The organism is Pleomorphomonas koreensis DSM 23070 (genome assembly GCF_000425185.1).
In the GTDB taxonomy this organism is placed as follows: domain Bacteria; phylum Pseudomonadota; class Alphaproteobacteria; order Rhizobiales; family Pleomorphomonadaceae; genus Pleomorphomonas; species Pleomorphomonas koreensis.
On record NZ_AULH01000020.1, the window covers coordinates 81,206 to 94,209 of the forward strand.

Consider the following 13,004-nt stretch of genomic DNA (forward strand, 5'->3'; position numbering starts at 1 on the left):
CTCAGCGATGGGCCCAGGCCCAGTAGAGTTCGCGCGCCTTGCGGCCCTTGGGGCCGAAGGCCAGCGCCTTGTCGTCGAAGCCGATCACCGGCACCACCTTGGAGATGTTGCCGGTGGAGAAGATCTCGTCGGCGGCGCGGAAGTCGTCGAGCGTCAGCGTCACCTCGTGCACGGTCTCGCCGGCCTCGCGCAACAGGCCGATCGTCCGCCAGCGGGTGATGCCGGCGAGGAAGGTGCCGTTGGCCACCGGCGTGAAGTATTCGCCGCCCCTGACCAGGAAGACGTTGGCGGTGGCCAACTCGGCGACATTGCCGGCGAAATCCTGCACCAGGGCGTTCTGGAAGCCCTTGGCCTGCGCCTCGCGCAGCATGCGGGCGTTGTTGGGGTAGAGGCAGGCCGCCTTGGCGTCGGTCGGCATGCATTCGATGGTCGGCCGGCGGAAGCGCGTGGTGGTGATGGTGAAGCCCCTGGGCTCGACCATCGGCATCTCCTCGAGGCAGAGCGCGAAGTCGGTCGAATCGGGATCGGCGGCCACCACCGAGGCGTCGCCCGCCTCGGCCCAGTACATCGGCCGGATGTAGACGGCCGGATCGGGACCGAACTTCTTCAGGCCCTCCTCGGTCAGGCCGACGATCTCGCCGTCCGACAGCGTCGGCGCGAGGCCGAGGTTGCGGGCCGAGCGGTTGACGCGGGCGGCATGACGGTCGAGGTCCGGCGCCACGCCCTCGAAGGCGCGGGCGCCGTCGAACACCAGCGAGCCCAGCCAGGTGGCGTGGGAATTGGCGCCGAGCACGCGCACGTCGCCCTCGTGCCAGGCGCCGTGATAAAAGGTCCAGATGCGCGACATGGTCTTGGTCGTCCTCTTTGGTTTCTGGCACGCCGCCTTCGGTGGACGGCGGCGGACATGATGCGCTCCTCGCTGGCCTCGGGCGGCGAGAATTCTCCGGCCACTCGTTCCTGACGACAGACCAGGATGCGATCGCTGAGCTTCAGGATCTCGGGAAGATAGGACGAGAACGCCGCCGCGTCGACGCCACGCGTCGGCTCGTCGAAGATGCCGAGGCGGGGCTTCCGAACGAGCCTGTCGATCACCGCGAAGCCCATGCCGAAGGCATGACCTGGAGAAGTAGCTTTACATGCGAAAAAATAAAACTTGACGTGGGAAATATCGGCTGCAAGATTCGATCGGCGGGCAGCGTATTCGGCCTGCCGGCGACCGCGCGGCAAACTGCCGGTTGGCGTCCTGCCTTGCAAGCCTCTACAATGAATGGCCTGCTCAGGTTGTGGATGGAACGGGGATGGCAGAGTGACCACGACGATCCGAACGATGGAAGAGTTTTCCGACTACGTCGGCTTGTCGCGCCCGACCGTCTCCCGCTACTTCAACGATCCCAATTCCGTCCGCCGCCAGACCCGCGAGACCATCGAGAAGGCGATCAAGGAATCCGGCTTCCGGCCGAACCTCTTCGCCGTCAATCTCAACCGCCGCCGCACCAACATTCTCGGCATCATCATCCCCAACTCGACCGACGTGTTCTACATGGCGCTGACCCGCCGTATCGAGGTACTGGCCGAGGAGGCGGGCTATCTGGCCTTCGTGCTGTCGTCGGACGGCAAGCCGAAGCTGGAGGAGCGGGCGATCGAGACCTTCAAGGCGATGAACGTCGCCGGCGCCGTCATCGCGCCGCTCGGCGTGCAGTCGCACCACGACAAGCTGGCCCGGCTCGGCGCCAGCATCCCGATGATCTATGTCGACTCGCAGCTCGACGCCGAATCCGCCTTCGTCGGCACCAACAACCGCCAGAGCTTCCGGCTGATCGTCGACTATCTGTCGCGCTCGGGCGACGCGCCCTGCTATTTCGGCATGCCCTCGGTCAACCGCAACGCCATCGAGCGTCGCGAAGCCTATCGTCTGGCCATGGAGGCGCTGAAGCTGGAGCCGCGCTATGTGGCGACGCTGCCGGACACCTCCTGGGACTTCGAGCGCTTCGGCTTCACCGAGGCCGTGCGCCTCCTCGGCGAGGGCGGTTTCCCGACGCGCACCGTTCTCTGCGCCAACGACCGCATCGCCTTCGGCGTGCTGGCCGCCGCCTACCAGGCCGGCCTGAAGGTGGGACGCGGCGACGATTGCGACCTGCGTATCGCCGGCCACGACGACCATCCGCTGTCACGCTACACCTGTCCGCCGCTGACCACCGTGGCGCAGAACTACAACGAGATCGGCCGCATCGCCGTCGAACTGCTGCTGCACAAGATCAACGCCCGCTTCGACGAGGACGTCGAGCCGCACGGCAACGAGCGCGTGCTGCTCAACGCCGAGATCATGCTGCGCACCTCGGCCTGATATCAGGCGGGGCCGATACGGCAACTCCCCCCGCGCCGGGGCGCGGAGGGAGCATGGCGGCTGGCGGTCCATTGTTTTTGGATCAGGCCCGGCTCTCTGTCCGGTAGATCGGTTCGGCGTGCACGCGCGCGCCGGCGGTCGTTCCGAGCTTCCCGATTCGGGCGACGCAGGCGTCGACGGCGGTCTTGTCGGAAAGCAGGTCGAAGCGCAGGCGGAAGCGTGCCTCGGCGCCCGGTTCCAGCGTCTTGAGCCGGCCGGCCGCCCGCTCCACCGGCAGCGGATAGGGATAGTTGGAACCCGGCTCGAGGCCGGTGACATAGCCCTGCCTGTCGGTGTCGGTGTTCTTCCAGAGCGAGAAGGCCGGCAGTTCCGCCACGTGATAGGTGACGGAGAAGCCCAGCGTGCTTGAAGCGTTGACGAGCGCCACCTCGGTCTTGCCGTCGGCGCCGGCCTTCAGCTCGCAGGCGTAGAGCATCTCGTCGAAGTCGGGCGTCGGGCCGCGATAACGATCCCAGGTGGCGAGATCCGGCTTGGCGGCGTCGTTGAACGGCGCCACATGGAGGAACGGCCCGACGACGCGGGCGCCTTCGTCGAGCACCGGACGGCCGACGTTGGTGTGATAGATCACCTCGTAGGGGTGGGCGTAGTCGGCGCGGTTGGTGAGCCGGTCGTCGAGCGAGAAGCCGCTGTCGCCGGGCACGACGGTCAGCTCGGTCCAGGTCTCGAAATCGACGTTCTTGAACGCCTTTTCCTTGACGAGGCCGCGCAGCACGATGCGGTGCGGCGCCTGCCGGCCGATGCACACTTCCACCTTTGATGCCGGCGTGTTGCCGGCCCGGCCATGCAGCGTGTAGACCTTGTCGCCGTCAACGGTCGGATGGCCGCTCCACTCGTAGCCGCAGCGCACCATCAGTTCGTTGAAGCCTTCCAGCCAGCCAAGGCCGTTGCGCTCGCCGAGGCGGATGAACGAGGGATGCACCACCTCGTCGACCGGCGACGCCCAGCCGAAGCCGACGCCATCGAGGCTGGCCCTCAGGATGCCCATGCCGCGCGTCGGGATCACCGTCACCGTGAGCCGGCCGGCCCGGATGGTCACAAGCGTGCTGCCCTCCTGCCGGCCGCCGTGCAGCGTGCGCTTGACGATCTCGAACGGCGTGCCGTCGTCGAGGCCGAGTTCGGTGGAGGTCACCGCCCAATCGGCAAGCTCGATGCCGCCGGCCGTATCGGTCAGCGTGAAAATGAAGTCGTCCTGCATATTGCCTGTCCCGTATTGCCGCCTCAGAGCCCCGACGCGAAACTCTACCGGGGGTATCTGGCCTCGATTCCGGTGCTTCCGGGGCTTGCGACTCTCAAGTTCGCTCCGCACCGGTTCGCGAAACCATTGCCATCTACCTCACCCCGGAGAATTTCAAGTCAGGCCCTCAAAGGCAGGCGTTGAAATAGTCGTCGAGCACCCGGTCGACCATGGCCAGCGACAGGCCGTGCGCGGTGGGCTCGACCCGGCCGCGACGGACGCCCTCGTAGACGCCGGCCAGATACTGGCTGATCAGGGTCTCGGGGATGGCGGCATCGCCGAACAGGGCGAGAAGCTCTCCGGCGGCCTTGGCGATCTCCGGTTCGGGCCAGTAGTAGCGGATGCGGTCGGAGTAGCTGAAGTGCCGTTGCAGGCGCTGCTCGTCCGGCGTGCCGAAGTAATACTTCGCCCAGTTGTCGGGGTGGGCCAGCATCACCCGCTCGAAGGTGGCTTGCAGCGTTTCCTTGCGGCGGCCGGCGTAGAGCACCTCGGCGATATGGTCGAGGCCATAGAGCGCCTCGCGCAGGGCGAAGGTGAGGGCCGGGCCGACCTTGAGGATCGAGAAGCCGTTGTCGACCAGCGCCTTCAGCGCTTCCGGCGTCTGGTAGTCGGTCGAATGCGCCTCGAACACGAAGCCCTTGAGGTCATCGAGCACGGCCGACAGCGACGCGGCCTTCTCGGGATCGAAGGCGACGACGTTGTGGTTGCCGAACTCGACGCCCGGCTGCACCACGGCGCCGACGGCGCGGTCGAAGGCGTCGGCGATGCCGGCCTTCTCGAAGGCCGCGCGGTGGACGGCGATGGTCTCGCGTGCCGCCTCGGGCCTCGTGACTTCCAGCTCCTCGATTTCCTCCATGGCGCCGCCGGGGATCGGCACCTCGGTGCCGACGATGTAGACCGGCTTGACGGCCGCGTCCTTCGTCACCCGTTCGGCCACCGCGGCAAGGCTGGCGGCCCGCTCGGCGGTCAGCGCGTCGGCGAGCGCCACCGGCTCGCCGGCACAGCCCATGGAGGTGTCGAGGTGGAGCTTGGTGAAGCCGGCTTCGGCGAAGGCGGCGATCATCACCTTGGCCTTGTCCATGGCGTCATTGGCGGGGAGCTTCTTCCACGGATTGGGGCCGAGATGGTCGCCGCCGAGGATGACCTTCCCGAACGGGAAGCCGATGCGCTTGGCGATCGCTTCCACGAAGTCGCGGAAGTCGCGCGGCGTCATGCCGGTATAGCCGCCGTCCTGGTTGACCTGGTTGCAGGTGGCTTCGATCAGCACCGGCAGGCCGAGGCGGGCGGCATGACGCATCGCCGCCTCGATCACCACCGGATGGGCCGAGCAGATCGACGGGATGCCCCTGAGGCCGGAGGAACGGAAGCGCCAGGTGGCGATATCGGATAGCGGATTGACGGACATGTTCAGCTCCTTTGTTCGGCGATCAGCGCGTCGAGTTCGGCGCGCGTCGACGCGCCCTCCATCGGGCCGGAGCGGGTGACGGCCCGGGCGCCGGCGGCGTTGGCGTAGCGGAGCGCCGTCTCGGGATCGGCGCCGGCCAGCCAGAAGGTGACGAAGGCGGCGCCGAAGCAGTCGCCGGCGCCGGTCGGGTCGACTTCCGTCACCTTGAAGCCCGGCAGGCTGATCTGCCGGTCCTTGTCGAAATAGCTGGCGCCGGCGGCGCCGCGCTTCAGCACCACCGCCTTGATGCCGCTCTTCAGCAGGTTGGCGATCGCCTCCTGCTCGCTGCCGGCCGGCGAGAACAGGAACAGCTCCTCGCCGCTCGGCAGGAACAGGTCGGTCTCGGCCAGCACCACGGACAGCGCCTCGCGCATGCCGGGGCTGTTGAGGATCTCGGCGCGGAGGTTGGGATCGAAGGAGACGGTGCCGCCGTTCTTCTTGATGATCCGCGTCGCCTGAAGCACTGCCTCGACCACGCTCGGCGCGTAGAGCGACGAGCCCATGACATGCATGTGGGTGCAGCTTTCGGCCAGCGCCGCGGCGGCGCCTTTCAGCTCGATCGTGCCGCAGGCGCTGTGGCGGATGTTGAAGACGAAGGCGCGGCTGCCGTCGTCGCGGTAGCGGACGAAGGCGCTGCCGGTGGTGCCGAGCGGATCGACCTCGATGCCGGAGACGTCGACGCCGTCGCGCCTGAGCCGTTCGAGGTTGACGTGGCCGAAGTCGTCGTCGCCGACCCGCGAGACGATCGCCGCCGCCTGCCCGAGCTTGCCGACCTGGTCGATGAAGATGGCCGGCGCGCCCGACGGGTAGGGGCCGATCAGCCCGACCGGCTGGCGGAAGCCGTCGCCGCGTTCGGTGGCGACGATCTCCACCAGCACCTCGCCGATGGTGAGAACCTTGCTCTGACGCATTACTGTTTGGCCCGCTTGGAGCGAACGTCGAGCCAGACGGCCAGCAGGATGACCAGGCCCTTGACGATCAACTGGTAGAAGTAGGGAACGGACAGCATGTTCATGCCGTTGTTCATGATGCCGATGATCAGCGCGCCGATCAGCGTGCCGATCATCGTGCCGACGCCGCCGGCCAGGCTGGTGCCGCCGAGCACGGCCGCGGCGATGGCGTCCAGCTCGTAGCTGGTGCCGGCGTTGGTCTGCGCCGAATAGAGGCGCGACGACAAGAGGATGCCGGAGATCGCCGCCATGATGCCGGAGATCATGAAGATGGTGATCTTCACCCGGTCGACCTTGATGCCCGAGTAGACCGCCGCCTCGCGGTTGCCGCCGGTCAGATAGGCGCGGCGGCCGAAGGTGGTCTTCGACAGCAGCACGTGGTTGAAGACGAACAGCACCACCACGATCCAGATGATCACCGGCAGGCCGAGGAAGCTCTCGGCGCCGATGGAAATCCAGGTCGGGTTCTCGATCATCGCCGGCGCGCCGTTGGTCGGCAGGCTGACGAGGCCGCGGAAGATGCCCATGGTCGCCACCGTCACGATGAACGACGGCAATCCGAGCTTGGCGGTGAGCGTGCCGTTGATGCCGCCCATCACCGCGCCGGCGGCGAGCGTCAGGACAAGCGTCGGCAGGAAGCCGAAGCCGGCCAGGAAGGCCTGGGCGGCGACCATGCCGGCAACGGCGATGATCGAACCGATGGAGAGGTCGATCTCGCCGAGCAGGATCACCCAGGTCATGCCGAAGGCGGCGATGGCGATCACCGCGATCTGCTGCAACACGTTCATGAAGTTGGCGACCGTCATGAAGCGCGGGTTCATCACCGAGAAGATGATGCAGAGAACCACCAGCGAGAGGAAGATGCCGCCATACTGCCGGAACAGCTTGGCATAGGGCTTCTGGGCGAGCTTTACGTGCTTTTCATCGCTCATGACGTGATACCTGTGGCGTGGGCCATGACCGTTTCGGGAGTGGCGCCGCCGGCAAGCGTGGCGCCGAGCCGGCCCTCGTGCATGACGACCAGACGGTCGCTCATGCCGAGAACTTCCGGCAGTTCGGAGGACACCAGCAGGATCGCCGTGCCCTCGGCCGCCAGCTGGCGGATGATCTTGTAGATTTCAAACTTTGCCCCGACGTCGACGCCGCGCGTCGGCTCGTCGAGGATCAGGATGCGCGGCGCGGTGAGCAGCCACTTGGCGAGCACCGCCTTCTGCTGGTTGCCGCCCGACAGCGAGCCGACCGGCGTGTCGACCGACGCCGTCTTGATGGCGAGGCGGCCGACTTCGCTCACCGCCGACTTGCGCTCCTCGCGCCGTCGCATGAAGCCGAGCGCCGCGGCGAAGCGCTGGAGCGCCGCCATCGAGATGTTCCACTCGACGCTGTGGGCGAGCACCAGCCCCTCTTCCTTGCGGTTCTCGGTGACGAAGGCGATCCGCCGGCCGATGGCGTCAACCGGCGAGGAAATCGTCGCCGCCTTGCCGTCGATGCGGACGGTTCCGGCGGCGGCCTTCATGCCGAACAGCGCGTTCATCACCTCCGACCGGCCGGAGCCGATCAGGCCGAAGAAGCCGAGGATCTCGCCCTTCCTGACCTCGAAGGAGACGTTCTCGAACTCGCCGGCGCGGCTGAGGTCCTCGACGGCGAGCACTGGCGCCTCGCCTTCCGCCGGGGCGGGGGAGAGGCGCGGCGGGTAGATCTCGTCCATCCGGCGGCCGACCATCATGGCGATCAGCGCGTCGATGGTGACGTCCTCGCGCTGCCGCGTGGCGATGAACTCGCCGTCGCGGATGACGGTGATGTCGTCGGAAAGCCGCATGATCTCTTCCATGCGGTGCGAGATGTAGATGACGGCGACGCCCTTCGCCTTGAGGCGGCCGATGATCGAGAACAGGATTTCCGTCTCGGCTTCGGTCAGCGACGAGGTCGGCTCGTCGAGGATGACGAGGCGCGGGTCGGGGATCGACAGGCCCTTGGCGATCTCGACCAATTGGCGCTGGGCCATGGAGAGGTTGCCGACCTTCTCGGTGACGTCGACCGGCAGGCCGAGGTCGCGGACGATCTCGGCGGCGCGGCGTTCGAGCGCCTGATCGTTGATGAAGCCGTAGACCGATGGCTCGCGCGTCGCCAGGATGTTCTCGGCCACCGTCATGTTGTTGCAGAGGCTGAGTTCCTGGAAGACGATGGTCAGGCCGCGCGAGGCCGCCGCTTGCGGGTTCTCCGGCTTGTAGGGGCTGCCGCAGAACTCCACCTCGCCGGCGGTGGCGTGATAGACGCCGGCCAGGATCTTCATCAGCGTCGACTTGCCGGCGCCGTTTTCGCCGAGCAGCGTATGGACGCGGCCGGCCCGCACCTCGAGGTGCATGTTCCGGAGCGCGGCCACCGGGCCGAACAGCTTGGAGACGTTGTTGATCTTGAGAATGACGTCGCTGGCCGGGGCCGACATGCCCGCCTCCTTATCCGACGCGAAGCCCGGCGGCCGCGACGGGCGCGACCGGGGAAAGAACGGCGCGGGGCTGCTGCGAAGCGGCCCCGCGCGTCAGCTTATAGCATCACTTGCCGGTGTAGACGCCCGGCTCGATCGGCTGCTCGGCCGGCACGTCCTTGCCGGCGATCACCTCGATGGCGGTGTCGACGGCCTTCTTGCCCATCTCGCCGGGGAACTGCTGGATGACGCCGACCATCACCGGGTTGGTGTCGACCGCGTTGCGGGCCTCTTCCATGCCGTCGAAGCCGATCACCTTGACCTGGGCCTCGAGGCCGGCCGACTTCACCGCCACGGCGGCGGCCAGCGCGGCGTCGTCGCCGAAGCCGAAGATGCCCTGGATGTCGGGATTGGCCTGCAGCATGTTCTGCGCGGCGGCCAGAGCCTCGGCGCGGGTGATGCCGGTCTGCTGGGCGACGATCTCGATGTCCTTGTGCTCGGCGATGGCCTTCTTGAAGCCGTCGATGCGGTTCACCACCGACTGCACGGTCGGATAGTCGATGATCGCCACCTTGCCCTTGTCGCCGAGCACCTTGGCCATCAGCTCGCCGGCCTTGACGCCGCCGGCGTAGTTGTCGGTGCCGATGTAGGAGGTGACGTCGACGCCGTTGGCCGGCACGTCGACGGTGATCACCTTGATGCCGGCCTTCTGGGCCTTCTCGATCACCGCCTTGACGCCCTTGCTGTCGACCGGCGACAGCACGATGACGTCGACGCCCTTGACGATGAAGTCCTCGACGTCGGCAAGCTGCTTGTTGAGGTCCTGGTTGGCGATCGCCACTTCGAGCGGCACGTTCTTGGCGGTGGCCTCGGCCTTCATGGCGTCGGCCAGCTCGATGTAGAACGGATGCTGCTGGGTGAGCAGCGAGGCGCCGATGCCGTCGGCCAGCGCCGACGAGGCGAGGAAGCCGAAGGCGGCGCCGGCGAGCGCCAGGCGAGCGAGCGAACGAATAGTCATCTTGTTCCTCCCACATGGCCGGGAGCTTCGGCCCGTCCTCGGGGTCGAAAGACATGCCGGCCGTCAGTTGAACTGTCGGCGAACCGCTTCCGTGCCCCATGAGGGAACGGAGCTGCGCCCTTCGGAGCCCGATGCGGGCCTCCGCGGCGAACGGCCTCGGCGGAGACGGACGCCTCCGTTTCGGCCCGGTCAACACATCATGGAATGTTGCCGCGTGTCAACATAGATTTTTTACGCGCGTAATAATTTTGAGCGCCGTACGAAATATTCAACAAACGGTTTACCAAGCCGCCGGTTCCTCTCGCGCCGATGGCTCTCCGGCCGGATCGGCGCTATCATGGCGCCAGCAGATGCTTTCCGAACCGTCCGAGGAACCACCATGTCCGACAGCCTCAGCCAGCTCCGCAGGATCACTGGCGATCCGACGCTCAATTTCCGCCAGAAGGAGCACGCGTTGGCCGTGGCGGCCGAGAACATGCTGCCCTATCCGCCGCTCGACGTGGAGACCGCCGCCGCCCTCGACGCCCGGCTGATCTGCGACATGTACGAGGGCAACGCCCCCTACAAGCCGCGCTACGTGCTGCCGGACTATGAGGTGGTGCTGAAAAACGGTTCGGCCCATCTCGAACTGCCGCGGCCCGAGACGCTCGACGAGGCGATCAACACGCTTCAGATCGCCTATCACCACGTGCCCTCGGTGACCGGCCTGCCGGTGTTCATCGGCCATCTCGACGCGCTGCTGCTGCCGTTCTGCGACGGCGTCTCCGACGACGACCTCTATCGCAAGATCAAGCTGTTCTGGCGCTACATCGACCGCGTGCTGCCCGACGCCTTCCTGCACGCCGACATCGGCCCCACCGACAACCGGGTCGCCCGCGCCATCCTGCGCGTCGACGCCGAGCTGAAGCAGATCGCCCCCAACCTCACCTTCCTCTACGATCCCGAGGTGTCCGGCGAGGACATCCTGCGGCTCTGCACCGACAACATCGTCGCCTGCTCCAAGCCGCACATCGCCAATCATCCGCTGCACGCCGCCGTCTTCGACGCGCCCGGCTACGGCATCGTCAGCTGCTACAATGCCTTGCCGCTCGGCGGCGGCGCGGCGACGCTGTCGCGCGTCAATCTCCGCAAGGTCGCCGAGGCGAGCGACAGCGAGGCCGACTTCCTCGACGTCAAGCTGCCTCGCTACGTCGCGCTGGCCGCCCGGCTGATGCGCGCCCGCGTCGACCACCTGTTCCGCCGCTCCGGCTTCTTCGAGGGCTCGTTCCTGGTGGAGGAGGGGTGGATTTCCAGGGACCGCTTCACCGCCATGTTCGGCGTCTTCGCCATGGCCGAGGCGGTGAACCACCTTCAGGACCTCGCCGGCCGGCCCGGCCGCTACGGCCTCGATGACGCCGCCAACGCCATCGGCCACCGCGTCTCCGAGCGGCTGGCCGAACTGGTCGCCGCCGAGCCGATGGAGCACGTCTGGCGGGGCGTTGCCATGCTGCACGCCCAGGCCGGCCTCTCCAACGACGCGGGCACCACGCCGGGCGTGCGCATCCCCTACGGCAGCGAGCCGGACCCGGTGACCCATGTGCGGGCGCTGTTGCCGCACCACCGTCACTATCTCTCCGGCGTATCGGAAATCCTGACGCTCGACGAGACGGTGCGCGCCAATCCCGAGGCGGTGTTCCAGCTCGCCCGCGGCGCGCTCCGCATGGGCTTCCGCGAGTTCACCGCCAACGTCGCCGGCAACGACCTGGTGCGCGTCACCGGCTACATGATCCGTCTCTCCGACGTTCAGGCCTATAATGAAGGCAAGACGGCCCGCACCAACACCACCAGTCTCGGTGCCGAGGCAGCGGCTCAGACGCCGATCCTCAACCGTCGCCCGCGCGTCGTCGGACTGGAGCTGGCCGCCGGCGCGGGCGCCTGAGGCGATGATGCCCCTCTCCGATGGCGGCGTGGCGGCGGACGGACCGGTCGCCGTGGTCAGCCGGCTCCTGACCTGGTCAGTGGTCGACGGCCCCGGCAATCGCTTCGTGCTGTTCCTGCAAGGTTGCAACTACCGCTGCGCCGCCTGTCACAACCCGCATACCATGGGCCTCTGCGATCATTGCGGCCTCTGCGTGCCGGGTTGCCCGTCGGGCGCGCTGACGATGAAGGACGGCAAGGTGGTGCACGACCCCGACGTCTGCATCAACTGCGACGCCTGCCTCCGCGTCTGCCCGCGCCACGCCAATCCCATGGTGCGGCATCTGTCGGTGGCCGACGTGCTGGCGCTTTTGCGCGAGAATGCCGCCTTCCTCTCCGGCATCACCGTGTCGGGCGGCGAGGCGACGTTGCAGCTCGATTTCATCGCCGCCCTGTTCGCGGCCGTCAAGGCGGCGCCCGACCTCCGCCATCTCACCTGCTTCATCGACAGCAACGGCCATCTCGGCGCCGACAAATGGGCGAAGGTGCTGCCGGTGACCGACGGCGTCATGGCCGACGTCAAGGCGTTCGATCCTGTCCGCCACCGGCGGCTGACGCGGCAGGGCAACGTCCGCCCGCTCGCCTCGGCGCGGCTGCTGGCGGCGGCCGGCAAGCTCTATGAACTGCGCTTCCTGATGATTCCCGGCGAGACCGACGACGCCGACGAGATCGCCGCGCTCGCCGCCTTCGTCACCGAACTGGGGCTGAAGACGCGCGTCCGCCTCAACGCCTTCCAGCATCACGGCGTGCGTGGGACGGCGCTCGCCTGGCCGAAGATGTCGCGGCAGGGCGTCGAGGCGGCGGCGGCGGCGTTGCGCGCCGCCGGCCTGCAAACGGTGGCGCTGCCCGCCGTCTGGCTGCCTTGAAGCGAGATGCAACGCAAGGAGACGTTCGGATGGTGCTGTTGGAGTTTGCCATGTACCCGGTTGGCAAGGGCGAGAGCCTCAGCCCCTATGTCGCCCGCTCGCTCGACATCATCGACCGCAGCGGCCTCGCCTACCAGCTCACCCCGATGGGCACCATCCTCGAAGGGGAGTGGGACGAGGTGATGGCCGTGGTGACCAAATGCTTCGAGGCGATGCGCGCCGACTGCCCGCGCGTCGAGGTGGCGCTGAAGGTCGACTACCGCGCCGGCGACGGCAGCCGCCTCGCTTCCAAGGTGGTGGCGGTGGAGGAACGGCTGGGCCGCAAGCTCGCCACCGGCTGAGGCCGTCAGCGCGGCGCGGCGATTTCTGCCACCGCCGTCCAGAGATGATAGATCGAGCTGCCCGGCACCGACGGCGCGTTGAAGCGGCCGGCAAGATCGAAGCAGTCGCGCCAGGGGCCGTCGTCGCTCGGCGTGAGATAGTCGTCGGCGATGGCCGCCGCCAGCGCCCCGGCGTCCCGGCGCCGGCCGGTCACCAGATAGGCTTTCAGCAGCTCGGCCTGCAGCCACAGCCGGCGGGCATCCTTCATCTTGCCCGCCATCGTCACCTCGTCGGCGAGGAAGGGCGTGCCCGGCGCCCGGCCGATGGCCAGCGCCCGGTCGAGCAGCACCATCTTGACGTCGGCGTGGTTATCGCCGCTGAGGCCGTCG

The 13,004-nt window shown here is 67.5% G+C and carries 11 protein-coding genes and 2 pseudogenes; 4 read left to right on the forward strand and 9 right to left on the reverse strand.

Translation table 11 applies throughout. The annotated features are described in order from the left end of the window. Nucleotide 1 precedes the first annotated feature (1 nt). Together H512_RS0116860 and H512_RS27660 are read right to left on the reverse strand one after the other, a co-directional pair. The gene (locus H512_RS0116860) at nt 2-847 is read right to left on the reverse strand and encodes a branched-chain amino acid aminotransferase (protein ID WP_036792285.1); all 846 of its coding nucleotides are present in this window, start codon (nt 845-847) and stop codon (nt 2-4) included. Nucleotides 848-888: 41 nt separating this feature from the next. Continuing rightward, nucleotides 889-1,080: pseudogene (locus H512_RS27660) on the reverse strand (sugar ABC transporter ATP-binding protein); the annotation flags it as partial. 247 nt (nt 1,081-1,327) lie between these two features. On the opposite strand from H512_RS27660, the gene H512_RS0116865 reads away from it, so the two are divergent. Then, nucleotides 1,328-2,344 carry a LacI family DNA-binding transcriptional regulator gene (locus tag H512_RS0116865; RefSeq protein WP_026784445.1) on the forward strand — a complete coding sequence of 339 codons (1,017 nt, stop codon included), beginning with the start codon at nt 1,328-1,330 and terminating at the stop codon, nt 2,342-2,344. Between the two features lie 82 nt (nt 2,345-2,426). Here H512_RS0116865 and H512_RS24570 read toward each other — a convergent pair whose 3' ends face one another. The 6 genes from H512_RS24570 to H512_RS0116895 form a co-directional block, all read right to left on the reverse strand. After that, nucleotides 2,427-3,599 carry an aldose 1-epimerase family protein gene (locus H512_RS24570; RefSeq protein ID WP_053239987.1) on the reverse strand — a complete coding sequence of 391 codons (1,173 nt, stop codon included), beginning with the start codon at nt 3,597-3,599 and terminating at the stop codon, nt 2,427-2,429. A 166-nt stretch (nt 3,600-3,765) separates the two neighbouring features. Beyond that, nucleotides 3,766-5,043, reverse strand: coding sequence for a D-tagatose-bisphosphate aldolase, class II, non-catalytic subunit (locus H512_RS0116875; RefSeq protein ID WP_026784446.1), 1,278 nt, complete (start codon nt 5,041-5,043; stop codon nt 3,766-3,768). A gap of 2 nt (nt 5,044-5,045) precedes the next feature. Next, entirely contained in the window at nt 5,046-5,993 is a 948-nt protein-coding gene (locus H512_RS0116880; RefSeq protein WP_026784447.1) for a tagatose kinase, read from the reverse strand. Continuing rightward, nucleotides 5,993-6,964, reverse strand: a complete 972-nt coding sequence (locus tag H512_RS0116885; RefSeq protein ID WP_026784448.1) for an ABC transporter permease — start codon at nt 6,962-6,964, stop codon at nt 5,993-5,995. Before H512_RS0116885 ends, H512_RS0116880 begins: the two co-directional genes overlap by 1 nt. Beyond that, nucleotides 6,961-8,475, reverse strand: a complete 1,515-nt coding sequence (locus tag H512_RS0116890) for a sugar ABC transporter ATP-binding protein (protein WP_026784449.1) — start codon at nt 8,473-8,475, stop codon at nt 6,961-6,963. The genes H512_RS0116885 and H512_RS0116890 overlap by 4 nt, the downstream gene beginning before the upstream one ends. 106 nt (nt 8,476-8,581) lie before the next feature. Continuing rightward, nucleotides 8,582-9,472 carry a substrate-binding domain-containing protein gene (locus tag H512_RS0116895; RefSeq protein WP_026784450.1) on the reverse strand — a complete coding sequence of 297 codons (891 nt, stop codon included), beginning with the start codon at nt 9,470-9,472 and terminating at the stop codon, nt 8,582-8,584. A 379-nt stretch (nt 9,473-9,851) separates the two neighbouring features. On the opposite strand from H512_RS0116895, the gene H512_RS0116900 reads away from it, so the two are divergent. The 3 genes from H512_RS0116900 to H512_RS0116910 are packed head-to-tail and all read left to right on the forward strand — an operon-like array spanning nt 9,852 to nt 12,635. Next, entirely contained in the window at nt 9,852-11,390 is a 1,539-nt protein-coding gene (locus H512_RS0116900) for a YjjI family glycine radical enzyme (protein WP_026784451.1), read from the forward strand. Between the two features lie 4 nt (nt 11,391-11,394). Further along, a complete protein-coding gene (locus H512_RS0116905) occupies nt 11,395-12,294 on the forward strand; it encodes a YjjW family glycine radical enzyme activase (protein WP_210162716.1) in 900 nt (299 codons plus the stop codon). A gap of 29 nt (nt 12,295-12,323) precedes the next feature. Then, nucleotides 12,324-12,635 carry an MTH1187 family thiamine-binding protein gene (locus tag H512_RS0116910; protein WP_026784453.1) on the forward strand — a complete coding sequence of 104 codons (312 nt, stop codon included), beginning with the start codon at nt 12,324-12,326 and terminating at the stop codon, nt 12,633-12,635. Nucleotides 12,636-12,640: 5 nt separating this feature from the next. Here the strand turns inward: H512_RS0116910 and H512_RS0116915 are convergent. Further along, nucleotides 12,641-13,004, reverse strand: a pseudogene (locus tag H512_RS0116915) (AGE family epimerase/isomerase); the annotation flags it as partial.